We start from the raw sequence: 22,517 nt of genomic DNA, 5'->3' as shown, positions 1-22,517 counted from the left end.
CCCGCACCGTTGGGTGGCGCGGAAGAGTGTCGGTGGTCGCCCCTAGGGTGGAAGTATGAGCACCTGGAGCGATCACCTCGCCGTATTCGACCTTGAAACCACCGGAATCGACGTGGAAACCTGCCGCATCGTGTCGGCCACCGTCGCCGTTCTCGACGCGAGCGGTACCGCCGTGGAACGCATCGATTGGCTGGTCGATCCGGGCATTGACATTCCGGCCGGAGCGACCAGCGTTCACGGCATCACGACAGAGCAGGCCGTAGAGCACGGTCGGGTCGCCGCGGAGGCTGTAGCCGAGATCGTCACAGCCCTGCGCGGGCATCTGAGCGACGGCCTGCCCATCGTGGCCTACAACGCCCCCTACGACCTCACCCTGCTCGATCGTGAAGCCCTGCGCTACGGCATCGTCCCGCTGGACTCCCCCAGTCCCGTCGTCGATCCCCTGGTCATCGACAAGGCCGTCGATAAGTATCGCAAGGGCAAGCGCACCCTCGAGGTCACCAGCGCGTTCTATGGTGTCTCACTGGACGATGCCCATGATGCCGGAGCCGATGCGATCGCCGCCGGTCGTGTCGCCCAGGCCATTCACCGGGCCCACGAGGGTGCTCTGCCCGCCACTCTCGACGAGATGCACGCGCTGCAGGTCACTTGGTACCGCCAGCAGGCCGAAAGTTTTCAGGAGTACATGCGGCGCGGTCGCGACCCCGAATTTCTAGCGGACACCGCCTGGCCCCAGCGCTGACGCAGATCGGAACAGACACAAAAAAGCGACCAGCCTGGGCTGGTCGCTTTTCTTGCAGTACCTAGTGCTTGCAGTACCTGGTGCTATTTGCCGAAGCCCTTGTAGCGCGAGTTGAACTTCTCCACGCGGCCGGCGGAGTCCATGATGCGCTGCTTGCCCGTGTAGAACGGGTGAGACTCGGAGGAGATTTCCACGTCGATGACCGGGTACGTGGTTCCGTCTTCCCACTCGATGGTCTTCTTGCTGGAGACCGTCGAACGGGTCAGGAAGGTCGCGCCGGAGGCGAGGTCGCGGAACACGACCGCAGCGTACTCGGGGTGGATGTCAGACTTCATGAAGATTTCCTTTTGCACTTCTGGTGAACAGACTTGTAACTGGTCACAGTGCTGTTCGATTGTTGGGCCCCGCCGTCTGGGACGACGACAAGCTGGTTGGCCAGATGGCCAGCCACTTACTTTAGCAGAAAGAGCGCGTGATCGACCGCCTTTGCCGGGAGTCTGAGCTCAGACCGCACGCGCAGAGTAGCGGCCGTCGGTCTCGGACAGTTCGACCGCGAGGCCGAAAGTCTCGGTCAGGGCTTCGGCGGTCAGCGCTTCGGCAATAGGCCCGGCTGAGACGACCTTGCCGCCCGACAGCAACAGCACGTGGGTAAATCCGAGCGGAATCTCTTCGACGTGGTGGGTGACCATGATGATGGCCGGGGAGTTGGGTTCCTGGGCAAAACCGCTGAGCAGCTGAAGAAGCGATTCCCGGGCGCCGAGATCGAGGCTCGCAGCGGGCTCGTCCAGCAAAAGAATTTCGGGGTCGGTCATGACCGAGCGGGCAATCTGCACCCGCTTCTGTTCGCCGTCACTCAGCGTGCCGAACTTGCGGTCAGCGAGGTGGTCGAGATTCCACTCCTGCAGCACGCGCTGGGCACGTCGCTCGTCGATGGTTTCGTATTCCTCGTTCCACCGGCCGGTGACCGAATAGGCCGCCGTCATGACAACGTCGAGGACCTTTTCTTGGACCGGGACCTTGCGCGCCATGGCGGTCGAGGCGAACCCGATGCGGGGCCGCAACTCGAAGACATCCGTTCCACCGAGCGTCTCATCGAGCACTTCGGCCTGACCGGTCGACGGGTGCATGAAAGCCGCGGCGATCTGCAGCAACGTGGTCTTGCCGGCTCCGTTCGGGCCGAGAATGACCCACCGTTGGTCGTCATCGACGCTCCAATTCACTGAGTCGAGGATGATGGTGCCACCCCGGACGACCGAGACGTCGGTGAAATGCAGAACGTTGACCATACAGCCATGTTATCGGGCGGGGCCAGTGCAGAAAGACGTCGGGCCCGCCCCAATGGCGAGCCCGACCCCCCTACGGCCCGTCAGAGCAGCGAGGCGTAGATCTCCCGAGTGCGGGTGGCGATCTGGCTCCAGCCAAATTCCCGCTCGGCGCGCAGACGACCGGCGCGTCCCATTTCGGCGGCGCGGGCCGGGTCGCTCACAACTTCGGTGAGTGTTCGGGCGAGGTCGGCGACGAACTGATCGGGGTGCAGCGGGGTGCCGGTGCCGTCGGTGAGCTGCTCGATCGGTACCAGCCGCCCGGTCTGGCCGTCGGCGACGACCTCGGGGATACCGCCGGTTGCGGTACCGACGACTGCGAGTGAGCAGGCCATGGCTTCGAGGTTGACGATTCCGAGGGGTTCGTAGATGGACGGGCAAACGAAGACCGTGCCGTGGGTGAGTACCGCAGCAAGCTCGGGCTGGGCGAGGAGCCGGTTGATCCAGACCACACCGGACCGCTCGCGTTGCAGGGCCACGACACCAGCCGACACTTCAGCCAGGATCCCCGGGGTGTCGGGCGCACCGGCGCACAGCACGAGCTGCACCTCGGGCGGCAGCAGGGCGGCGGCGCGCAAGAGGTAGGGCAGCCCTTTCTGCCGGGTGATGCGACCGACGAAGACAACGGATGGCCGGTTAGGGTCAATCCCCAGGCTCCGCACAAAATCTTCGTTCGGGGTCGGTTTCCAACGCTCGAGGTCGATGCCGTTGTAGACGGTGTGCACCCGTCTCGCATCGAGTGCCGGATAGCTACGTAGGATGTCGCGACGCATGCCGTCGCTGACGGCGATGACGGCATCCGCTGCTTCAAAGGCTGTTTTTTCGATCCAGCTCGACACTCGGTAGCCGCCGCCGAGTTGCTCCGCTTTCCACGGGCGCAGCGGTTCAAGACTGTGGGCGGTGACGACGTGCGGAATACCGTGCAGCATCTTCGCGAGGTGTCCGGCCGCATTGGCGTACCAGGTGTGAGAGTGCACCAGATCGGCTCCAGCGGCGTCCTGGGCCATTTGCAGGTCGACGCCGAGGGTACTCAGGGTGGCGTTGGCGTCTACCAGCTGCGCGGGTACCGCATAGGCAAAGGTGTCGATATCCGAGCGCGGCGCGCCAAAGCACCGCACCGACACGGCAATGTCTTCACGGAGCGCTCGCACGAGCTCTGTGACGTGCACGCCCGCTCCCCCGTAGATCTCCGGGGGGTATTCCTTGGTCATCAGATCCACTCGCATGGAGCAAAGGTAGCGCAGCCGGGCCCGACCCACACCCCGCGGTGCTAGTCGACCTGCCCGGTTGGCCCTACTCTGTACACATGAAGGCCAAGAAGATCTTTGGAATCGTTCTCGCCGGTGGCGAGGGAAAACGGCTAATGCCGCTGACCGAGGACCGGGCCAAGCCCGCCGTCCCCTTTGGCGGGCATTACCGCCTGGTGGACTTTGCCCTGTCCAATCTGATCAATTCCGGCGTCACCCAGATCGTAGTGTTGACCCAGTACAAGTCACACAGCCTCGACCGCCACGTCTCCCAGACCTGGCACGTCTCCGGCGGGTTGTTCAACTCGTACATAGCCTCCGTGCCGGCGCAGCAGCGCCTTGGCAAACGCTGGTTCAGCGGATCGGCCGATGCCATTTTGCAGAGCCTGAACCTCATTCATGATGAAAAACCCGACATCGTCGTCGTCGTCGGTGCCGATCACGTCTACCGCATGGACTTCAGTCAGATGATCGACGCCCACATCGCGTCGGGATTGGCAGCCACGGTCGCCGCCATTCGCCAGCCGATCGGCCTGGCCGACCAGTTCGGCGTCATCGAAGTGAATGCCGCCACTCCCGATCGCATCCTGGACTTTCGCGAGAAGCCCAAGGACGCCGTCGGGCTCGCCGACGCCCCGCACGAAGTGTTCGCTTCGATGGGCAACTATGTCTTCAACACCGATGCCTTGATCGAGGCGGTGCTGCGCGATGGTGAGCGTACCGACTCGAGTCACGACATGGGCGGCGATATCATTCCCGATTTCGTTTCTCGCGGGGATGCCGGCGTGTACGATCTGCAGCGCAATGAGGTCCCCGGTTCCACCGATCGCGACCGGTACTATTGGCGCGATGTCGGAACCATTGATTCGTTCTTCGAAGCCCACCAGGACCTCATCTCGGCCCTTCCGGTATTCAACCTGTATAATCAGCAGTGGCCGATCTTCAGCATGCAGCTGAACTCTCCGCCGGCGAAATTCGTCCGCGACGGACGGGGCGCCCTCGGCACCATGATCGACTCGATCGTTTCCCTCGGCTGCGTCATCTCGGGCGCACACATCGAGCGCAGCGTTCTCGGCCCGTGGACCTCGATCGGTTCGGCCTGCGAAGTCGTCGACTCCATCGTGTTCGACCGCGTGCAGATCCGCCCGGGAGCGATCGTGCGCCGGGCAATCCTCGACAAGGAAGTCATCGTCGAGCCCGGTGCCACGGTCGGTGTCGATCGCGATCGTGACCTGGCACGCGGCTTCAGCGTGACCGAATCCGGCATCACCGTCGTCGGTAAGGGCGTGCTCGTTACTCCGTGATCCTTAGCTCCGCATCAACTTTTCTGGTCGTGCTCGACGCCGACTCCACCCTGATCCAGGACGAAGTGATCGAACTGCTGGCGGATGCCGCCGGCTCACGTGAACTCGTCGCCGACGTCACCGAGCGCGCGATGCGCGGCGAACTCGACTTCGCCGACAGCCTACGCGAACGGGTTTTGACCCTGGCGGGGCTTCCGGACACCGTTTTCGCCGAGGTGGGGCGGCGCATCCGCCCGACCGAGGGAGTGCACGAACTGATCGCCGGCATTCACGCCGCCGGGGGCGTCGTGGGGGTGGTCTCCGGCGGTTTTCATGAGCTGCTCGACCCGCTCGCGGCCGACCTGGGCCTGGACCACTGGCGGGCCAACCGACTCGAAGTGGAAGGCGGCTACCTGACCGGACGGGTGCTCGGCCCGATCATCGACGCCGAGGCGAAAGCCGTCGCCCTGCGTGAATGGGCCGCCCAGCGCCGCATCATTCTGTCGCAGACGATCGCCGTCGGCGACGGCGCGAACGACCTGCGAATGATGGACGCGGCCGGACTCGCCGTCGCGTTCAATGCCAAGCCGCGGGTGAAGCGTGAGGCCGACCTCGTAATCGAGAACTGCAATCTCAGCCAGGTACTGCCGCTGCTCGGTCTGCGCGGCTGACGCGACCCCCGCCGTGCATGGGCTGGGCCTAGTGGCCCATGCCCAGGCCGCCATCCACAGGAATGACGGCACCCGAAATGTACGCGGCGTCATCGCCGGCCAGCCAGGTGACGACGCGAGCGACTTCTAACGGAGTGGCAAAACGGCCGGCCGGAATATTGCGCTTGTAGTCGGCCTGCTGTGCTTCGGGCAGGGCGGCGGTCATGTCGGTCTCGATGAAACCGGGAGCGACGACGTTGGCCGTGATCCCACGGGCACCGAGCTCTCGGGTGACCGAGCGGGCCAGGCCAACCAGGCCGCTCTTCGACGCCGAGTAGTTCACCTGCCCGGCAGAGCCATAGAGACCGACAACGCTCGAGATGAGAACGATGCGTCCGAAGCGAGCCTTCAGCATCCCCTTGCTGGCACGCTTGACGACGCGGAATGCGCCACTGAGGTTGGTGTCGATGACCGAGGTGAAGTCATCCTCCGACATGCGCATGAGCAGGGTGTCGCGGGTGATCCCGGCGTTGGCCACGACGACCTCGACCGGGCCGTAGGTCGCTTCGATCTGGGTGAACGCGGCATCGATCGACGCGGCATCCGTTACGTCGGCACGTACGGTGAGGCTGCCGGCCGGTCCGTGCCCGGACCGCGAAGTGACGGCCACGCGGTGTCCCTGGGCGAGGAATTCTTCCGCGATGGCAAATCCGATGCCGCGGTTGCCGCCGGTGACGAGCACTGTTCGAGCCGTTGTCATGAAGTTCCAAGTCTGTTGATTGCTGTGATGTGGGGGTTGCAGGGTGCAACACTACGAAATACCCGGCAGATTCAAGTTTAAGGCGTGCGACAATCCGGCCGTACAGACGTAGGCTTATTGAGGTGGATTTTCCCCCAGTGAAGAAACCGACGACGAACCCGATGGACCTATGAAGCAGCAGTCGATCACCTCGCTCCCCGCCTCCCCGGAGGTCGAACGACGCAACCGGATGATCAAATATTCCATTGCAATGGGCGTGCGTGTCATTTGCATTGTGCTGATGCTTTTTGTGCAGGGCTGGTGGCTGGTGATCTGCGCACTCGGTGCCATTCTTCTTCCGTACTTCGCCGTCGTGGTCGCGAACGTGAAGATTGCGCCCCGCGGAGCCGAAGTATTGCGGCCTGGTGGCGTCGAGATCTATACCGGCACCGACACCCGTTCCTCCGACGACGAGGTCAAGTGAGTGCTCGCGCGGCTGCTTCACCCGGCCCCATGATCGGGCTGGGCGCGCCCCTGCAATCCTCAACCTGCTCGCGGGCCGACTGTCGCAATACGGGAACGTGGCGGCTGGACTGGCGCAACCCGCGCATCCACTCGAGCGATCGGGTCAAAACCTGGCTGGCCTGCGATGAGCACGTCGACTACCTGCGGGAATTTCTGGCCGCGCGCGATTTTCCCCTCACTGTGAGCCCGCTTGACACCTCACCAGAGCCCGCCGGAGATGCGCGATGACGGGCTGGAAGTTCGCCTTCAGCCGCCGCTGGGCCGGGTATCTCGCGCTCACCATACTCTTTGCGGCGGTGTGTTCCGGCCTCGGCGCGTGGCAGCTTGCCCGGCGCGACGAGGCCCTCACCGAACTGTTCAAGATCGACTCCAACTTCGACTCAAACCCGGTCCCAGTCACCGAGGCGCTGCCCGACCTGACCGCCTTTGACGAATCCCAAAAGTGGATGCCGGTGGAACTGAAAGGCATTTACCTCACCGCCGACGAGATGCTCGCGCGCAACCGCCCGCTCAACGTCAATCCGGGCTTTGAGGTGCTGACCCCGCTGCTGCTCACCGACGGCACCATCTTCATCGTCGACCGCGGCTGGCTGCCCACCGGGCAGGAACAGGACGCACCCGACACGGTGTCGGCTCCGCCGAGCGGAACGGTGACCGTTGTCGCCCGGCTCAAGGCCAGCGAACCCGACCTCCCAGGCCGTACCGCCAACGGCGACCAGGTCGCGACGATCAATCTCACCACCATTGCCGCGCGGCTCGACCAGCCCACCTATACCGGCGCTTATGGCCTGATGGACACCGAGAGCCCGGCCGCTACCGAGAAGCGCCCGGCCGCCGTCGTGAAGCCGATCCGCGACGAAGGCCCGCACCTCTCGTATGCGTTCCAGTGGTTCGTTTTCGGCCTCCTCGCCTTCATCGGCCTCGGTTGGGCGCTGCGCGAGGAATATCGCAGTGTGAACGCCGAAGATCCCGACGAACGCGAACGCGCCGATGAGCGTGCCCGCAAACGGGCGGCGAAACCGCGCAATGACGCCGAGATCGAGGATGAGCTGCTCGACCGGCAGCTGACCTAGAGCACTTCAGGCGACTGCACGGTCGTGCTGCCGGGCCTCGATCGGCTCATCGAGGAGTGCACGGTAGACCCGGACCAGAGACGCTGCCGAGCGAGTCCAGTCCAGCCGAAGCGCATGCTCGCGAGCGGCCTGGGCCAGTTCGCCCGCCCGCGTCGGGTCGGTTAGGATCTGCGCCATCGCATCGGCCCAAACCTGCGGATCGCGGGAGTCCAGAACGAGTCCGGTGATTCCGTCGACGACCGCCTCGCGCAATCCCCCGGCCGCCGAAGCAACGACCGGTACGCCGCTCGCGGCCGCTTCCAGTGCCACCAGACCGTAGGTCTCCGAGTGCGACGGTACGAGCACCAGGCGGGCACCGCGAAACAGTTCTGCCAGGTTCGCGTGGGACTGTGCACCGACAAATCGAATGTCGGACAGGCCGGCCCCTTCAGCGAGCTGGCGGAGCTCCTCAACGTAACCGGCATAGTCGACCGAGGCATCGCCGGCAATTACCAGCTCGGGTCGGCGGTCCTGTGGAAGCGCTGCGATGGCGTGAATGGCCAGATCAAGGCCTTTCAGCGGCTGTAGCCGTGCCGCGACGACGACGTAGCCATCGGTGGTCGCACTGGCCGGTGGCTGGCGAAGACGCGCTGGTGAAAACAGCCGGCTGTCCACTCCCGGGAGCACAGTGCTGGTTCGGTTAGCCCGGCCCCCGAGCCGCACGGAAATCGTAGCGGCCTCGGCCGCACTGATCGCGACCAGGGAATCCGATTCGCGAGCGAGCCAGGCCTCGCCGAGCATCCGTCCCGGCGATTCGGCTCGTTCGCCGGCCGACAGCGGGCTACCGTCCTCGGCGGCGATGCTGTGAAAGCTTTGCACGTGCGGAATGCCCCAGGTTCGCGCGACCGGCAGCGCGGCCATGCCGGAGAACCAGTGATGCGAGTGGATGATGTCGTACGGTTCGAGGGCGGCCAGTTCGGCCGAGAAATCACCGATGAACGCTTCGTGCTCGCCCTTGCTCACCGGAACGGCCGGGCCAGCATCGAGAAACTGCAGGGTCACGCGCGGCGCAAGCCGCTGCCGGTGGGGCTGCGCGGCGGACGACCGTCGGGTGAGGATAGTCACCGTGTGACCGAGCGCTCCGAGAGCCTCGGCCTGGTGACGCACCACCACGTTCATTCCGCCGGCGTCGCCCGCGCCCGGATCGGTACCCGGCGAGGTGTGCAGGCAGACCAGCGCGATGCGCAATGGTTTTTCGAGCGGGAACACGCACGGGTCCTTTTCTTCAGGCGAACCGGCACCACCCATGCCGAATCAGTGTGGGTGGTTAGGACAGCTCGATCAGGTCGAGGTAGTCCTTGTTCCAGTGGTCCTCCGTGCCCTCGGGCATGATCAGCACGCGCTCGGGGTTGAGAGCCTGTACGGCACCCTCATCGTGGCTGACCAGAACGACGGCGCCGGCATAGTGCGCGAGGGCGTCGAGGATCTCTTCGCGGCTGGCCGGGTCGAGGTTGTTAGTGGGCTCGTCGAGCAGCAGCACGTTGGCGCCGGAGACCACGATCATGGCCAGGGCCAGTCGGGTCTTCTCGCCACCGGACAGCACACCGGCGGGCTTGTTGGAGTCGTCACCGGTGAACAGGAACGAACCGAGTACCCGGCGGGCTTCCATCTCGGTGATGCTGGGCGAGGACGAGACCATGTTCTCCAGCACGCTGCGCTTGACGTCGATGGTCTCGTGTTCCTGCGCGTAGTAGCCGATGCGCAGGCCGTGGCCGGGTTCGATCGAGCCAGTATCGGACTCGTCGACACCGGCGAGCATGCGCAGCAGCGTGGTCTTGCCTGCACCGTTGAGGCCGAGGATGACCACCTTGGAGCCACGGTCGATCGCGAGGTCGACGGCCGTGAAGATCTCGAGCGAACCATAGCTTTTCGACAGGTCCTTGGCCATGAGCGGTGTACGACCACAGGGTGCCGGCTCTGGAAAGCGCAGCTTGGCGACGCGTTCGACGGCACGCACGGCGTCCAGCCCGGAAAGGAGCTTCTCGGCGCGCGCCACCATCTGGTGGGCGGCGGCGGCCTTGCTGGCCTTTGCGCCGAACTTAGCGGCCTGAAGTTGCAGGGTCGAGGCCTTCTTCTCCGCGTTGGAGCGTTCCTTCTTGCGACGGTCGGCATCCGCTGTGCGCTGGAGCAGGTAGTTCTTCCAGTTCATGTTGTAGATGTCAATCATCATGCGGTTGGCATCGAGGTAGAACACTCGGTTGACCGTTTCGCCGACGAGCTCGATGTCGTGGCTGATGATGATGCAGCCGCCCTTGTAGTTCTTGACGAATTCGCGCAGCCAGGCCACCGAGTCGGCGTCGAGGTGGTTGGTCGGTTCGTCGAGGATCATCATCTCGGCGGCCGAGAACAGAATGCGGGCGAGCTCAATACGACGACGCTGACCACCAGAGAGAGTGCTGAGGGCCTGGTCGAGAATGTGGTCCGGCAGTTTCAAGTTGCTGGCGATCGAGGCGGCTTCGGCCTCAGCGGAGTAGCCGCCCAGTCCGTTGAACTCGTCGGTCAGCCGACCATACTTCTTCATGGCGGCTGCGGCGATCTTGGGATCGGGGTCGGCCATGGCCATGCTGGACTCGTGCATGCCGAGGGCGATGGTACCGAGGCCACGGGCATCCAGAATTCGGGTGCGGGCGAGCATGGACGGGTCGCCGGCGCGCGGGTCCTGGGGCAGGTAGCCGATCTCCCCCGAGTGACTGATCGAACCCTTGGTCGGGTTCGTCTCCCCCGCGAGCGTCTTCGTCAGGGTCGTCTTTCCGGCGCCGTTACGGCCGACGAGGCCGATCTTGTCGCCGCTCGCGACGCGGAAGTTGACGCCCTCCATGAGCACGCGGGCTCCAACGCGGATTTCGAGATCTTGCACGTTGAGCACAGCAATAGTCCATTCGAAGTGTTTGTACGGGTGTGAAGTGTGAGTTGGCCGAAGCGGTCCAACTCACTAGTATATTTGCCTTCAGGCTGTGCTCGGCACACGGGCGCCTACAGCAGGGCAGCCAGGAGCGATTTTTCCAGCCAGTTCAGGTAGGCCTCGGTCGACCAGCCGAGCGACAGAACGAGCGAGCGATAAGTGTGCGGATGGGCCAGCGCCCACATCGTCGCCGCGGCTTCGTGATCGCTCAGCCCTCCTCGCAGGCCGCGCTTCTCGCGCAGTGCTGCCGCCACCTCGCCGAAGCCGTGCAGCCGTGCAGCATCGCGCTTCTGCTCGAATTCCCCCACATCCGGATCGACCACGGCAGCTTCGCTGACGATGCGCAGAATGCCCGAGGTGCGCTCATTCACGAGTGCGCTCGACCGCGCCAGAATACGGATGACCTCGGTCGCGGTACGCGCTTCGGCCATGCGTTCCCGGGTCGCTCCCGACAGCAGCGCCGGCGCCCCCGGCTCAGCGGCGACCCGGTCGAGAACCGCGGCCAGCAGTTCGGCCTTGGACCCCACCGAGTTGTAGATCGTCTGCACGACCACGCCAGCCTCCCCCGCAATCGCCGCCACAGACGTACCGACATAGCCGCGCTCGAGCATGAGGCGCCCGGCCGCCATGACGATCTCCGCCCGCGTACTGGCCGCATGGGCCGCGCGCCGCCGTATCGCTCCGTTTTCCCCTGTATTCATACAACTAGCATACCGTTCTAGTCACTAGATCCAGCTGCCAGTAGGGATACTGTGTTGGGAATTCGTCGTATGGTGGAGCGGCCCGATACTCTTACCGCGCTCCGCACTGGGGACATCTCCCTCCGCCACGCCCGCCGGCTGCTCGACCAGCTCGGTTCCGTGCCGCGGCCCGCCCGCGACGCGCTGGAGGCGGTGCTGCTGCCGCACGCCAAACGCCTCACTCCCACGCAGTTCGAGGGCAAGGCCCGCAAAGTGCGGGAACGGTTCCACCCCGACAGCATCACCGTGCGCCGTGCCAAGTGCCTCTCCGACCGCAAGGTGCTGTTCTTCCCCGACAAGGACGGCATGGCCACCCTCTGGCTGCGCGGTGCGGGTGATGACCTGCAGGGCATCTACACCCGCGTCACCGACGCCGCCCTCAGCCTGCAGTGCCCGGGCGAAGAGCGCACCCTCAGCCAGCTGCGCGCCGACGTCGCCGTCGACCTGCTCCAGCAGGGCGTCACCGGCAGCGGCCTCGGCGCCGGACTCACCGCCAACGTCAACATCACCGTGCCGGTGCTCACCCTCATGGGCAAAAGCGAAGAACCCGCCGAGCTTGAAGGGTACGGGCCGATCGACCCGGAGACCGCCCGCCGCCTGGCTGGCACGGCGACGAGTTTCCTGCGCATCCTCACCCACCCGCACACCGGAATCGTGTTCGACGTCAGCCAAGACCCCTTCCGCGTGCCGGCCAGCTTGAAGAAGTACCTGCGACTGCGCGATGGAACCTGCCGGTTCCCCGGCTGCAACCGCTCCGCCGGGCACAGCGACCTCGACCACACCATCGACAAACAATTCAGCGGCCCGGGTGGCCATGCTCAGGGGCGCGTGATCTTGCGACCGAAGGCCGCGAACGCGCCCAGTCCAGCACCGATGGCGGCGAGCACGTGTGCCGAAATGCTGAGACCGAGGGCCAGCCCGCGGTCCTCGACGACCTCGCTGTGATCAGCGCCAAGCCACGGGTGCATGAGACGCAGCCGCAACAGGCATCAATAGACTGGCGGCTACCGTTGCCTGAAGGAAGGACCCCGTGCTCGTCACCGTCACCTCGACCGCGCCCGCCGCATCCAATCTGAGCCACCTGCTTCGCAAGCACCCGGATCGAGCGCAGGCATTTCCGCTGAGTGTCGGAACAGCGCACGTTTTCTACCCTGAGGTGTCCGATGAACGTTGCACGGTAGCGCTGATCCTCGAAGTCGACCCCATCGGTCTGGTGCGCGACAAGCGCTTCCGGGGAAGCGACGCGGCCACACTCGCCCGTTACGTGAACGACCGTCCATATGCGTCCTCCTCCATGGTCGCCGTCGCGCTGGGCCAGGTCTTCCGCACGGCCATGAACGGGACGAGCGAGTCGTTTCCCGAGCTCGCAGCATCCGCGCTACCCCTCGAGATCACCGTGGCGGCCGTGCCGGCCAGGGGCCGCGACACCGCCGGCCTCGTCACGCGACTGTTCGAACCGCTCGGCTGGTCCGTCACTGAGACGCCGATCCCGCTGGACCCGGCGTTCCCGGAGTGGGGCGATTCCGTCTACGTTGACCTCGTGCTGCGCGGTGAGGTCCGGCTCAGCGACGCGCTCCGGCACCTTTATGTGCTGCTGCCCGTGCTCGACGACGCCAAGCACTATTGGGTGTCGGACGACGAAATCGGCAAGCTCCTGCGCGCAGGCGTTGGCTGGCTGCCTCACCACCCCGAGCGCGAACTCATCACGCGCCGCTACCTGGCGCATCAGCCGTCGATGGTCAACGAGGCCACAGCACGGCTTTCCGCGGACACCCGGTTGAACGACCTAGACGACTTGCCTGCGCCCGAGCTGGCAGAGCCGAGCGAGCAGTCCGGCTCGGCACCGCTGGCCCAGCAGCGCGCCGAGGCCGTGCTCACGGCCCTGCACGACGTCGGAGCGCACACGGTAGCCGATGTCGGATGCGGCGAAGGCACGCTGCTGAAGCGCCTGAGCGCGGAAGCTGCGTTCACGACGATCATCGGCTGCGATGTCTCGGCGAGCGTTCTGGTCAAGGCTGCGCGAACGCTCAACTTGCGTGAGGCCAGTGATAGACAGCACGAGAGGGTGCACCTCGCGCAGTCGTCGGTGACGTACCAGGACGACCGCATCGCCGGCCTCGACGCGATCGTGCTGATGGAGGTGATCGAGCACCTCGACCTGGAGCGGCTCCCGGCGCTCGAGTCGGCCGTGTTCGGAGCAGCCGCTCCCGGCGCGGTTATCGTGACAACGCCGAACGCCGACTTCAATGCCCGGTATGAGTCCTTGCCCGCCGGCTCGTTCCGGCACCGCGATCACCGATTCGAGTGGTCCAGGGCCGAATTCGCTGCCTGGGCGGCTGAAGTCGCGGCTCGCCGCGGCTACTCGGTCGAGTACCGCACGGTCGGCGACGTCGACGTCGAACTCGGCTCCCCGACCCAGCTCGCCCTGTTCCGCAAGGCCACCAACCTATGACACGCCTACCTCTTCCCAACCTGTCGCTCGTGGTGCTCGTCGGTGCCTCCGGCTCCGGAAAGTCGACCTTCGCCGCCACCCACTTCGGACAGTTCGAGACACTATCGAGCGACTTCTTCCGCGGGCTCGTCTCCAACGACGAAAACGACCAGGTTGCGACGTCCGCAGCGTTCGAGGCGCTCCGGTTCGTCGCGGGAAAACGCCTCGACGCTGGGCTCCTGACCGTTATCGACGCCACCAACGTGCAAGCGGATGCTCGCCGCTCACTCGTAGCGCTCGCGCGAGCACACGACGTCCTACCGGTCGCCGTCGTGCTCGACGTGCCGCAGAGCGTCTGCGTCGAGCGCAACGCCGCGCGCGCCGACCGCACGTTCGGGGCATCCGTCATCAAGCGTCAGCACGATCAGCTTCGACGTTCCCTTAAACAGCTCGGCAAGGAGGGCTTCCGGCGGGTCCACATGCTATCCGGGCTGGACGAAATCGCGGCCGCGGAGTTCGTTCGGGAACCCCTTCTCAACGACCGTTCCGACGAAAGCGGCCCGTTCGACGCCATTGGCGACGTGCACGGCTGCCGCAGTGAGCTCGAGGCGCTATTGGGCAAGCTCGGCTACGAGCTCATGCGCGATGACGAGGATCGCCCCATTGACGCCGTGCACCCTCAAGGGCGCCGCGCGATCTTCCTGGGCGACCTCATCGACCGCGGCCCCGATACCCCCGGAGTACTGCGACTCGCCATGGGCATGGTCGCGGCCGGCCACGCCCTGGCCGTGCCGGGCAACCACGAGGCGAAGCTCGTGCGCGCGCTAGACGGAAAGAAGGTGCAGACGAGCCACGGCCTCGCCGAGACACTGGCACAGCTGTCGAGCGAGACCGAGGAGTTTCGCCATGAGGTTTTGCACTTCTGCCGCGATCTGGTGTCGCACCTCGTCTTGGACGAGGGCCGTCTAGTCGTCGCGCACGCCGGTCTGATCGAGAAATACCACGGACGAGCCTCGAGCCGCGTGCGAGCATTCTCGTTGTTTGGCGACACGACGGGCGAGACCGACGACTATGGCTTGCCGGTACGGCTGCCCTGGGCCGAGGATTACCGCGGAAAAGCCACCGTGCTTTACGGCCACGTCCCCACCCTCGAAGCGGAGTGGGTCAACGGCACTATGTGCCTCGACACTGGCTGCGTGTTCGGTGGAAAGCTCAGCGCCCTCCGCTATCCCGAGAAGGAAATAGTGGACGTACCGGCCGAAAGCGTCTGGTATGAGCCGGTCGCGCCCATGGGCGCTCGCGAATCCAGCGGCGGAGTGGCCGCAGGAGCCGTGACACGTGATCCTGGGCTCCTCAGAATAGATGACGTGCTCGGCAAGCAGATCGTCGAGACTCGGGTTTTCGGCAAGGTCGGAATCCGTGAGGATAATGCTGCCGGGGCGCTCGAGGTCATGAGCCGGTTCGCCACCGACCCCCGGCGCCTCGTCTACCTGCCCCCGACCATGAGCCCGCCGCACGTGTCGGATCGCGACGGCATCCTGGAGCACCCGGCCGAGGCGTTCGCGGCTTACCGCCGTGAGGGCCTCGATCGTCTGATCTGCGAGGAGAAGCACATGGGCTCCCGCGCGGTCGTGCTGCTGACCCGAGACGCCACCCGTTTTGGCGCGCCCGAGGGGTGGCGCGGAGCAGTCCACACCCGCACGGGCCGGCCGTTCTTCGACGAGTCGACGACCGACGACTTTCTCTCGCGTCTCGACCGAGCCGCCGAGACGGCCGGGCTGTGGTCGGAATTCAAGACATCCTGGTTGCTCTTCGATGCCGAGCTGCTTCCTTGGTCGCTCAAAGCGGGGCCAATGATCCGAGAGCAGTACGCGAGCGTCGCAGCCGCGGCAACGAGCGCCCTGCCGGCCGCGTCGCGGGTTCTCCAGGCCGCCGTCGACCGGGGTGTCGACGTGACCGACCTGCTCGCCCGCACGCAGCACCGCGCGTCTAACGCCGAGGCCTACCGAGACTCCTACCGGCGTTACAGCCAGCCGGTGTCTGGGGTGGACGGCGTGCAGCTTGCCCCGTTCCAGCTGCTCGCCTCAGAAGGAGCAAGCCAACTGGGGCAGGATCACTCCTGGCACCTCGCCATCGCCGACCGTCTCGCCGCCGCAGACGAGGAGTTCATCCGTCGCACCCGGCACATCGACGTCGACCTGACCTCGGCTGAATCGGAGGCCGCGGCCACGACCTGGTGGGAAGATCTGACCAATGCCGGTGGTGAAGGCATGGTGGTGAAGCCGGTCGCCGGCCTCGTTCGCGGAACGCGATCGCTCGCGCAGCCGGGCATCAAGGTGCGCGGGGACGAATACCTGCGGATCATCTACGGACCTGATTACCTCGATCCAACCAACCTGGCGCGCCTGCGCGACCGGGATGTCGGGCACAAACGCTCAATGGCGCTCCGCGAGTACGCACTCGGCGTCGAAGCGGTCGAACGTTTTGTCGCCGATGAGCAGCTCTGGCGGGTGCACCAAGCCGTCTTTGGCGTGCTTGCTATGGAATCAGAACCGGTCGACCCCCGGCTCTAAACCAAAACCAAAGGCCCCGCCAGCGTGTGCTGGCGGGACCTTCAGGACGAACACGTGCTACATGGCGAAGCCGAGGGCTCGCATCATGTCGCGACCGTCGTCGGTGATCTTCTCCGGACCCCACGGCGGCATCCAGACCCAGTTGATGCGGAACTGGTCGACGACACCATCGAGGGCCTCAGCCGTCTGCTCCTCGAGCACATCGGTCAGCGGGCAGCCGGCCGAGGTGAGGGTCATGTGGATGATGAGCGCGTTGTTCTCGTCGTCCCAGCCGAGGTCGTAAATGAGCCCGAGGTCGACGACGTTGATGCCGAGTTCCGGGTCCATGACGTCTTTGAGGGCCTCTTCGATTTCGTCGAAGCGAGCCGGACTGAGTGTTGAGGCCATAGGACTAGCCTACGTTCGACGGGACAAGAAAGCGATCGTAGCCCTCGTCCTCGAGGCGGTCGGCGAGCTCGGAGCCGCCCTGTTCGGCGATGCGTCCGTTGACGAACACGTGCACGAAGTCGGGGTGGATGTAGCGCAGGATGCGCGTGTAGTGCGTGATGAGCAGAAGTCCGAGGCCGGTGTTGGCCTTGGCGCGGTTGACGCCCTCGGAGACGATCTTGAGTGCGTCGACGTCGAGTCCGGAGTCGGTCTCGTCGAGCACGGCGAACTTGGGCTTGAGGAGTTCGAGCTGCAGAATCTCGTTGCGCTTCTTCTCGCCACCGGAGAAGCCCTCGTTGACGTTGCGCTCGGCGAAGGTCTTGTCCATGCGCAAGTTGGTCATCGACTGGCGAACATCCTTGATCCAGGTGCGGATCGGTGGGGCTTCACCCTCAATGGCCGTCTTGGCCGTACGCAGGAAGTTCGTGACGGTCACTCCGGGAATCTCGACCGGGTACTGCATGGCGAGGAAGAGACCGGCACGGGCGCGGGCATCCACTGTCATTTTGAGTACTTCGGCGCCGTCGAGCAGGATGGAGCCGCTCTCGACGTGATACTTGGGGTGGCCGGCGATCGTGTAGGCGAGGGTGGACTTGCCGGAGCCGTTCGGGCCCATGATGGCGTGGATTTCGCCCTCGTTGATGGTGAGGTTGACGCCGCGCAGAATCTGCTTGGTGCCCTGGTCGGTCTCGACGCTGACGTGCAGGTCTTTGATTTCAAGAACAGACATGAATGTCTAATCCCTTTCTAAATTCTTTAAGTTGGTGGGGGCGGTACTGCCTGAGCAGGCCTATACCGCGACGGTGACGGACGGATCGACGAAGACGAACCCGTCGATGAGTTCAACGTTGTAAACCGGGACCGGATCATACGCCGGCAGGGACAGCGGCTTGCCCGTGGTCAGGGAGAACATCGAGCCGTGGGCCCAGCATTCGAGCGTCTGGCCTTCCACGAATCCCTCGGACAGGGAGATGTCACCGTGCGTGCAGGTATCACCGATGGCGAACACGTCGCCGGCGGCGTCACGCACGAGGGCGATAGCCACCCCGTCGATTTCGACCTTGACAGCCTGGTTTACTTCGAGCTCATCGAGAGCGCAGATCTTCGTTGCGGCCATGCTTACTTGTCGTCCGTTCCAATAAGTTCGGCTTCGATTGCGAGCTGCAACCGAGCTTCAAGTTCGGGGGAACCAATCTGCTGCACGACCTCGGTGAGGAATCCGCGCACGACCAGGCGCCGCGCTTCTTTCTCGGTGATACCGCGAGACTGAAGGTAGAACAACTGCTCGTCGTCGAAACGTCCGGTGGCACTGGCGTGACCGGCTCCGACGATGTCGCCGGTTTCAATCTCCAGGTTGGGGATGGAATCGGCGCGGGTGCCCTCGCTGAGTACGAGGTTGCGGTTCTGCTCGTAGCTGTCGGTGCCGGCAGCTTTGTTGCCGATCAGCACATCGCCGATCCAGACTGTGCGGGCGTCCTGGCCCTGCAACGCGCCCTTGTAGTTGACCCGGCTGCGGCTCTTCGGTGCGTCGTGGAAGACGTACACCTGCTGTTCCAGGTGCTGGCCGGCATCCGCGAAGTACAGGCCGAGGAGCAACGTGTCCGAGCCGGGTCCGGCGAGACGTACCGACGGGTTGACCCGCACGATACTGCCGCCGAGCGAGACGACGACGTGCTTGAGCCGCGCGTCACGACCGATGGATGCGAAATGGTTAGCCAGGTGCACCGCCGAGTCGTCCCATTCCTGCAGGGAAACGACCGTGAGGTTCGCGGACTCGCCGAGGATGATCTCAACGTTTTCGCTGAGCCGGGCGTCACCCGTGTTCGCCAGGATGACCGTGGCCTGGCTGAACGGCTTGGCCTCGATGATCGTGTGGGCGCCGCGGGCAGTGTTACCGAGGGCCGATCGGGTGACCGTGATCTCCTTGGCTTCCTCGCCGCTGACCGTGATGGCGAGGGCGTCGTCGAAGACGCCCCAGGCGTTGGCTGCGGCGCGTTCTTCCGGCAGACCGGCAGTCCCGATGCGGGCATCCGTTCTGGGCACCCACTCAACCGAGATAGCGGCCGACGGGGTTAACTCGATGAGGTAACGCGAGCCGTCGAGATCGCCGGCGGTGAGGTCGGTGAATTTGGCGACGGGCGAGTGCTTCCAGACGGCTTCGCGGCCGGTGACGGCCTGGAAGTCGGCAACGTTGACGCTTTTGAAACGGTCGGAACGGGTTTGCACCGGCACGTAGCCGAAACGTCCGTCGGAGTGTTCTTTGATTCCGTGCTGGCCGACCGGAAGAGTCGACGCGCTTGTAGCGGGTGTGGATGGTTCGGGCACAGTTTTTGAAGCGCTCTTCGAAAGCGCTGAAGCGGCGGACATTTAGCCGACGGATCCTTCCATGCCCATTTCAATGAGCTTGTTGAGTTCGAGGGCGTACTCCATCGGGAGCTCCCGGGCGATCGGTTCGATAAATCCGCGAACGATCATGGCCATGGCCTCGTCTTCGGGCATACCACGGCTCATCAGGTAGAACAGCTGCTCTTCGCTGACGCGGGAGACGGTGGCCTCGTGGCCGAGCTGCACGTCATCTACACGGATGTCGATGGACGGGTAGGTGTCGGAACGCGACTGGGTGTCGACCAAGAGAGCGTCGCAGCGCACGGTGTTGGCGGAGTGGTGCGCGGAGGCATCCACTCGAACCTCACCGCGGTACCCGCTGCGCCCGCCGCCACGGGCGATGGACTTGGAGACGATCGACGACTGCGTGTACGGAGCCATGTGGATCATCTTCGCGCCGGCATCCTGGTGCTGGCCGGGACCGGCGAAGGCCACCGAGAGCGTCTCGCCCTTGGCGTGCTCGCCCATCAGGTAGATGGACGGGTACTTCATGGTGACCTTGGAACCGATGTTGCCGTCGATCCATTCCATCGTGGCGCCTTCGCCGGCCGTGGCCCGCTTGGTGACGAGGTTGTAGACGTTGTTCGACCAGTTCTGGATGGTCGTGTAGCGAACGCGAGCGTTCTTCTTCACGACGATCTCGACCACGGCGGAGTGCAGCGAGTCAGACTTGTAGATCGGGGCGGTGCAGCCCTCGATGTAGTGCACGTAACTGCCCTCGTCGGCAATGATGAGCGTGCGCTCGAACTGACCCATGTTCTCCGTGTTGATGCGGAAGTAGGCCTGCAGCGGAATCTCGACGTGCACGCCGGGAGGCACGTAGACGAACGATCCCCCTGACCAGACGGCCGTGTTGAGCGCGGCGAACTTGTTGTCGCCGGAGGGGATGATGGTGCCGAAATACTCTTCGAAGAACTCCGGGTGCTCCTTGAGCGCCGTGTCGGTGTCCATGAAGATGACGCCCTGGGCTTCGAGCTCCTCGTTGATCTGGTGGTAGACCACTTCAGACTCGTACTGGGCTGCAACGCCGGAGACGAGGCGCTGACGCTCAGCTTCTGGAATTCCGAGCTTCTCGTAGGTGTTCTTGATGTCGTCGGGCAGGTCTTCCCAGGTCTGGGCCTGCTTCTCCGTTGAGCGCACGAAGTACTTGATGTTGTCGAAATCGATCTCGGAAAGATCGGCGCCCCAGGTGGGCATGGGCTTGCGTTCGAACAGCTGCAGAGCCTTGAGCCGTCGCTGCAGCATCCAGTCCGGCTCGGATTTCAGGTTCGAGATGTCAGTGACAACCTCGGGGGAAATACCACGGCGAGCGGATGCTCCGGCCTTGTCTGAATCGGCCCACCCGAATTCGTAGGTGCCAATCCCCTCAAGGTCGGGACGGTCTAGCAGGACATCCGACATTATTACCTCTTCTCTACCCATCACAACCCGGATATTAGTCCGGTCATTCCCGCACGGCCGCCGTACTGATCAACTCGATGGAGCTGAATTCAGTGGAGACCACGAGGAACGGGTTGTGTGGACAGCTACGTTGCGTACCTAGAATATTCATGGAACTAAAGATGGATCTCCATGGAGTTCCCAATTCTACAGGTTGATCAGCAACATACGAGTTCTTGCGGTCGATTCACATTTGTACAGGGCACGATCAGAGGGTGCGCGTTCATAAGTTTGACAGAGAGAGCAGAACCGGTGAATCCGAAGTACCTACGGCTACCCAGTGTTATCGACGGACGGATTCGGGTGGTCGCCTGGCTGTCGCTCGTGACGGAGATTTTGATTGTGGGAACCGGCGGGGCCGTTCGTCTCACCGGCTCCGGGCTCGGCTGCCCCACCTGGCCGACCTGCGTAGCCCGCTCGATCGTGCCGACAGAGGAAATGGGGATACACGGGGTCATCGAGTTCGCTAACCGTTTGATGACCGGTCTGATCGGCATTATCGCCATCGCGGCCGTTATTCTGCTCTGGCGCTTGCGCACCCAGCGCAAGGATCTGTTCGCTCTCGCAGTGATTCTCGCCGCCGGCGTTCTCGCCCAGGCACTCGTCGGCGGGGTCACCGTGCTGACCGGGCTGAACCCGTTCATCGTCGGTTTCCACTTCACGGTGTCGCTGATCATGGTGTGTATTGCCACCGTTCTCGTGCACCGGGTCTACCTTGCTCCGGGGCCGCGTGCCCGTGTTGTTCCCGCTGGTTTTGCCAGGCTCGCCCACGCTACGAGTTTCGTCGTCGCACTCACCGTGCTGATGGGGGTACTGACCACAGCCTCCGGACCGCATTCCGGCGATGCGGACGCCGGACGTACCGGCTTCAACGCCGAGTTGCTCGAACACCTGCACGCCTGGCCGGGCTACGCGACGCTGGTTTTGACGGTCGTGCTGCTCGTGGCGTCCGTTCGCGGCAAGCTGCCGGTGCGCTCATTCGTCGTCACGCTCCTGATGATCGAGCTCGTGCAGATTGTGGTCGGGCTCCTGCAGGCCAACCTGGGACTACCGCCGCTGTTGGTCGGCCTGCACATGGTTCTGGCCTGCGTGCTCGCGGCCGCCATGACCCTGGTTGTGCTGAACCTCAAGGCTCCCAGAGAAGTCACGGCCGAGGTTCCGGAAACGGCACACGAGCAGGTTCGTAGCTAACAGATCATGACCCCGAAACGACAACTTCAGCCCCATGAATATGACTCTGCAGGGGTGAGAAGACAGCTTCGGCCCCTTCAACTGCTTTGATGGGGGCGAGCGTGTCGTCTCGCGCGGCTGATGGGGCCGAAGGTGGCAACTCGTAGGGCCTAGACCTCCAATTAGCAATTGCCGCGCGGCACTCCCCGGACGAGGGCCGCCGGTGTACTCTCCAGACATGCATGTCGCACCGGGAGCCAAATCGAAGCCGCCAGACGACGCGGCGCACCTTGCCCTGTACGGCCCTCCGGTATTCGGTTTTGTGCGTCAGCCGCGCCTGCAGGAACGCGGCTGGAGCTGGTACGGCAACCACGGCCGCACCCTCGAAGCGCAGGCACACTACTGGCTCGCTGACCCCTCTGGCAATTTCTGGTTCGAGGATTCCCCGGCCGGTCCGGTTGGCATCGCCGAACTGCGCGGCTTCGTCTTCACCGATGTGCCGGGCTCCACCAATCGCGGCGGCGACCCCATCCGAGACGCACTCAACCAGCACCTGCAGTACATTGTGATGAACTACGCCAAGAACCCGTACGAATTCGGGTCGCAGTTGTGGGCCGAACGGCACACGCATCAGCAGTCGGAGATTGAACTCGCGCTGGCACACCGGTCGAACCTGGTCATCGACGACACGGCGCTGGCAGCTATCACCGTGACGGCTTTCGACTTCACGGCAACGGCGATGGCCCTCACCGGACGGGTGGTCACGGTTGTGATCCATTCGGCCGACGTCGGCAAGATCGATACCCGACTCACCCGCAGGGTCTAGCGCC

The 22,517-nt window shown here is 64.3% G+C and carries 23 protein-coding genes; 11 read left to right on the top strand and 12 right to left on the bottom strand.

The annotated features are described in order from the left end of the window. Positions 1-55: 55 nt before the first annotated feature. Positions 56-742, top strand: a complete 687-nt coding sequence (locus BLS91_RS07645; protein WP_092340128.1) for an exonuclease domain-containing protein — start codon at positions 56-58, stop codon at positions 740-742. 83 nt (positions 743-825) lie between these two features. Here BLS91_RS07645 and BLS91_RS07640 read toward each other — a convergent pair whose 3' ends face one another. The 3 genes from BLS91_RS07640 to glgA form a co-directional block, all read right to left on the bottom strand. Further along, positions 826-1,077, bottom strand: a complete 252-nt coding sequence (locus BLS91_RS07640; RefSeq protein ID WP_092107894.1) for a type B 50S ribosomal protein L31 — start codon at positions 1,075-1,077, stop codon at positions 826-828. 168 nt (positions 1,078-1,245) lie between these two features. Further along, positions 1,246-2,028 carry an ABC transporter ATP-binding protein gene (locus BLS91_RS07635; protein ID WP_092340127.1) on the bottom strand — a complete coding sequence of 261 codons (783 nt, stop codon included), beginning with the start codon at positions 2,026-2,028 and terminating at the stop codon, positions 1,246-1,248. An 80-nt stretch (positions 2,029-2,108) separates the two neighbouring features. Then, the gene (glgA, locus tag BLS91_RS07630) at positions 2,109-3,290 is read right to left on the bottom strand and encodes a glycogen synthase (RefSeq protein WP_092340214.1); all 1,182 of its coding nucleotides are present in this window, start codon (positions 3,288-3,290) and stop codon (positions 2,109-2,111) included. An 80-nt stretch (positions 3,291-3,370) separates the two neighbouring features. Here glgA and BLS91_RS07625 point away from each other — a divergent pair, with 80 nt between their 5' ends. Then, positions 3,371-4,615, top strand: a complete 1,245-nt coding sequence (locus BLS91_RS07625) for a glucose-1-phosphate adenylyltransferase (protein ID WP_092340126.1) — start codon at positions 3,371-3,373, stop codon at positions 4,613-4,615. Next, entirely contained in the window at positions 4,612-5,265 is a 654-nt protein-coding gene (gene serB, locus BLS91_RS07620; RefSeq protein ID WP_233206223.1) for a phosphoserine phosphatase SerB, read from the top strand. Before BLS91_RS07625 ends, serB begins: the two co-directional genes overlap by 4 nt. Positions 5,266-5,293: 28 nt before the next feature. On the opposite strand, the gene fabG is transcribed toward serB, so the two are convergent. After that, positions 5,294-6,004: a 3-oxoacyl-ACP reductase FabG gene (gene fabG, locus BLS91_RS07615; RefSeq protein WP_092340124.1), complete on the bottom strand. Its 711-nt coding sequence runs from the start codon at positions 6,002-6,004 to the stop codon at positions 5,294-5,296. A gap of 169 nt (positions 6,005-6,173) precedes the next feature. On the opposite strand from fabG, the gene BLS91_RS07610 reads away from it, so the two are divergent. From BLS91_RS07610 to BLS91_RS07600, 3 genes are read left to right on the top strand one after another with little or no spacing between them, the layout of a single operon-like run. Further along, entirely contained in the window at positions 6,174-6,467 is a 294-nt protein-coding gene (locus tag BLS91_RS07610) for a DUF3099 domain-containing protein (RefSeq protein ID WP_092340123.1), read from the top strand. A 29-nt stretch (positions 6,468-6,496) separates the two neighbouring features. Then, positions 6,497-6,736 carry a hypothetical protein gene (locus BLS91_RS07605; RefSeq protein ID WP_092340122.1) on the top strand — a complete coding sequence of 80 codons (240 nt, stop codon included), beginning with the start codon at positions 6,497-6,499 and terminating at the stop codon, positions 6,734-6,736. Next, positions 6,733-7,581 carry an SURF1 family cytochrome oxidase biogenesis protein gene (locus BLS91_RS07600; RefSeq protein ID WP_092340121.1) on the top strand — a complete coding sequence of 283 codons (849 nt, stop codon included), beginning with the start codon at positions 6,733-6,735 and terminating at the stop codon, positions 7,579-7,581. The genes BLS91_RS07605 and BLS91_RS07600 overlap by 4 nt, the downstream gene beginning before the upstream one ends. A gap of 6 nt (positions 7,582-7,587) precedes the next feature. On the opposite strand, the gene BLS91_RS07595 is transcribed toward BLS91_RS07600, so the two are convergent. The 3 genes from BLS91_RS07595 to BLS91_RS07585 all read right to left on the bottom strand — a co-directional run bounded on the left by BLS91_RS07595 (position 7,588) and on the right by BLS91_RS07585 (position 11,223). Continuing rightward, a complete protein-coding gene (locus BLS91_RS07595; RefSeq protein WP_241983133.1) occupies positions 7,588-8,829 on the bottom strand; it encodes a glycosyltransferase in 1,242 nt (413 codons plus the stop codon). A gap of 58 nt (positions 8,830-8,887) precedes the next feature. Beyond that, complete coding sequence (locus tag BLS91_RS07590; protein ID WP_092340119.1) at positions 8,888-10,486, bottom strand: ABC-F family ATP-binding cassette domain-containing protein; 1,599 nt, start codon at positions 10,484-10,486, stop codon at positions 8,888-8,890. A 107-nt stretch (positions 10,487-10,593) separates the two neighbouring features. Further along, positions 10,594-11,223: a TetR/AcrR family transcriptional regulator gene (locus BLS91_RS07585; RefSeq protein WP_092340118.1), complete on the bottom strand. Its 630-nt coding sequence runs from the start codon at positions 11,221-11,223 to the stop codon at positions 10,594-10,596. Positions 11,224-11,277: 54 nt separating this feature from the next. Here BLS91_RS07585 and BLS91_RS07580 point away from each other — a divergent pair, with 54 nt between their 5' ends. The 3 genes from BLS91_RS07580 to BLS91_RS07570 all read left to right on the top strand — a co-directional run bounded on the left by BLS91_RS07580 (position 11,278) and on the right by BLS91_RS07570 (position 16,266). Next, positions 11,278-12,207, top strand: a complete 930-nt coding sequence (locus BLS91_RS07580) for a DUF222 domain-containing protein (protein ID WP_134505310.1) — start codon at positions 11,278-11,280, stop codon at positions 12,205-12,207. Between the two features lie 85 nt (positions 12,208-12,292). Further along, positions 12,293-13,714, top strand: a complete 1,422-nt coding sequence (locus BLS91_RS07575) for a 3' terminal RNA ribose 2'-O-methyltransferase Hen1 (protein ID WP_092340116.1) — start codon at positions 12,293-12,295, stop codon at positions 13,712-13,714. After that, positions 13,711-16,266: a polynucleotide kinase-phosphatase gene (locus BLS91_RS07570; RefSeq protein WP_092340115.1), complete on the top strand. Its 2,556-nt coding sequence runs from the start codon at positions 13,711-13,713 to the stop codon at positions 16,264-16,266. Before BLS91_RS07575 ends, BLS91_RS07570 begins: the two co-directional genes overlap by 4 nt. Positions 16,267-16,323: 57 nt before the next feature. On the opposite strand, the gene BLS91_RS07565 is transcribed toward BLS91_RS07570, so the two are convergent. The 5 genes from BLS91_RS07565 to sufB are packed head-to-tail and all read right to left on the bottom strand — an operon-like array spanning position 16,324 to position 20,478. Then, a complete protein-coding gene (locus BLS91_RS07565) occupies positions 16,324-16,653 on the bottom strand; it encodes a metal-sulfur cluster assembly factor (protein ID WP_092107875.1) in 330 nt (109 codons plus the stop codon). A 4-nt stretch (positions 16,654-16,657) separates the two neighbouring features. Next, on the bottom strand, positions 16,658-17,422 hold the full coding sequence (gene sufC / locus BLS91_RS07560) for a Fe-S cluster assembly ATPase SufC (RefSeq protein WP_092340114.1): 765 nt from the start codon (positions 17,420-17,422) through the stop codon (positions 16,658-16,660). Between the two features lie 60 nt (positions 17,423-17,482). Further along, positions 17,483-17,809, bottom strand: a complete 327-nt coding sequence (locus tag BLS91_RS07555) for a non-heme iron oxygenase ferredoxin subunit (protein WP_092340113.1) — start codon at positions 17,807-17,809, stop codon at positions 17,483-17,485. Positions 17,810-17,811: 2 nt separating this feature from the next. Then, positions 17,812-19,059, bottom strand: coding sequence for a Fe-S cluster assembly protein SufD (sufD, locus tag BLS91_RS07550; RefSeq protein WP_092340112.1), 1,248 nt, complete (start codon positions 19,057-19,059; stop codon positions 17,812-17,814). Further along, positions 19,060-20,478 carry a Fe-S cluster assembly protein SufB gene (gene sufB / locus BLS91_RS07545; RefSeq protein ID WP_092340111.1) on the bottom strand — a complete coding sequence of 473 codons (1,419 nt, stop codon included), beginning with the start codon at positions 20,476-20,478 and terminating at the stop codon, positions 19,060-19,062. It lies immediately after the preceding gene. Between the two features lie 291 nt (positions 20,479-20,769). Here sufB and BLS91_RS07540 point away from each other — a divergent pair, with 291 nt between their 5' ends. Both BLS91_RS07540 and BLS91_RS07535 read left to right on the top strand, forming a co-directional pair. Beyond that, complete coding sequence (locus BLS91_RS07540; RefSeq protein ID WP_241983132.1) at positions 20,770-21,708, top strand: COX15/CtaA family protein; 939 nt, start codon at positions 20,770-20,772, stop codon at positions 21,706-21,708. Between the two features lie 217 nt (positions 21,709-21,925). Then, on the top strand, positions 21,926-22,513 hold the full coding sequence (locus BLS91_RS07535) for a hypothetical protein (protein WP_092340109.1): 588 nt from the start codon (positions 21,926-21,928) through the stop codon (positions 22,511-22,513). Positions 22,514-22,517 lie beyond the last annotated feature (4 nt).

The sequence above is a fragment of the Cryobacterium flavum genome, assembly GCF_900103805.1.
Classification (GTDB): Bacteria; Actinomycetota; Actinomycetes; order Actinomycetales; family Microbacteriaceae; genus Cryobacterium; species Cryobacterium flavum.
This window is presented reverse-complemented; position numbering and strand designations above follow the sequence as displayed.

Excerpts from the sequence above, each read along its gene's own strand:
- BLS91_RS07645 (WP_092340128.1), top strand. The coding sequence starts at position 56 with ATGAGCACCTGGAGCGATCACCTCGCCGTATTCGACCTTGAAACCACC.
- BLS91_RS07640 (WP_092107894.1), bottom strand. The coding sequence starts at position 1,077 with ATGAAGTCTGACATCCACCCCGAGTACGCTGCGGTCGTGTTCCGCGAC.
- BLS91_RS07635 (WP_092340127.1), bottom strand. The coding sequence starts at position 2,028 with ATGGTCAACGTTCTGCATTTCACCGACGTCTCGGTCGTCCGGGGTGGC.
- glgA (WP_092340214.1), bottom strand. The coding sequence starts at position 3,290 with ATGCGAGTGGATCTGATGACCAAGGAATACCCCCCGGAGATCTACGGG.
- BLS91_RS07625 (WP_092340126.1), top strand. The coding sequence starts at position 3,371 with ATGAAGGCCAAGAAGATCTTTGGAATCGTTCTCGCCGGTGGCGAGGGA.
- fabG (WP_092340124.1), bottom strand. The coding sequence starts at position 6,004 with ATGACAACGGCTCGAACAGTGCTCGTCACCGGCGGCAACCGCGGCATC.
- BLS91_RS07610 (WP_092340123.1), top strand. The coding sequence starts at position 6,174 with ATGAAGCAGCAGTCGATCACCTCGCTCCCCGCCTCCCCGGAGGTCGAA.
- BLS91_RS07605 (WP_092340122.1), top strand. The coding sequence starts at position 6,497 with ATGATCGGGCTGGGCGCGCCCCTGCAATCCTCAACCTGCTCGCGGGCC.
- BLS91_RS07600 (WP_092340121.1), top strand. The coding sequence starts at position 6,733 with ATGACGGGCTGGAAGTTCGCCTTCAGCCGCCGCTGGGCCGGGTATCTC.
- BLS91_RS07585 (WP_092340118.1), bottom strand. The coding sequence starts at position 11,223 with ATGAATACAGGGGAAAACGGAGCGATACGGCGGCGCGCGGCCCATGCG.
- BLS91_RS07570 (WP_092340115.1), top strand. The coding sequence starts at position 13,711 with ATGACACGCCTACCTCTTCCCAACCTGTCGCTCGTGGTGCTCGTCGGT.
- BLS91_RS07565 (WP_092107875.1), bottom strand. The coding sequence starts at position 16,653 with ATGGCCTCAACACTCAGTCCGGCTCGCTTCGACGAAATCGAAGAGGCC.
- sufC (WP_092340114.1), bottom strand. The coding sequence starts at position 17,422 with ATGTCTGTTCTTGAAATCAAAGACCTGCACGTCAGCGTCGAGACCGAC.
- BLS91_RS07555 (WP_092340113.1), bottom strand. The coding sequence starts at position 17,809 with ATGGCCGCAACGAAGATCTGCGCTCTCGATGAGCTCGAAGTAAACCAG.
- sufD (WP_092340112.1), bottom strand. The coding sequence starts at position 19,059 with ATGTCCGCCGCTTCAGCGCTTTCGAAGAGCGCTTCAAAAACTGTGCCC.
- sufB (WP_092340111.1), bottom strand. The coding sequence starts at position 20,478 with ATGTCGGATGTCCTGCTAGACCGTCCCGACCTTGAGGGGATTGGCACC.
- BLS91_RS07535 (WP_092340109.1), top strand. The coding sequence starts at position 21,926 with ATGCATGTCGCACCGGGAGCCAAATCGAAGCCGCCAGACGACGCGGCG.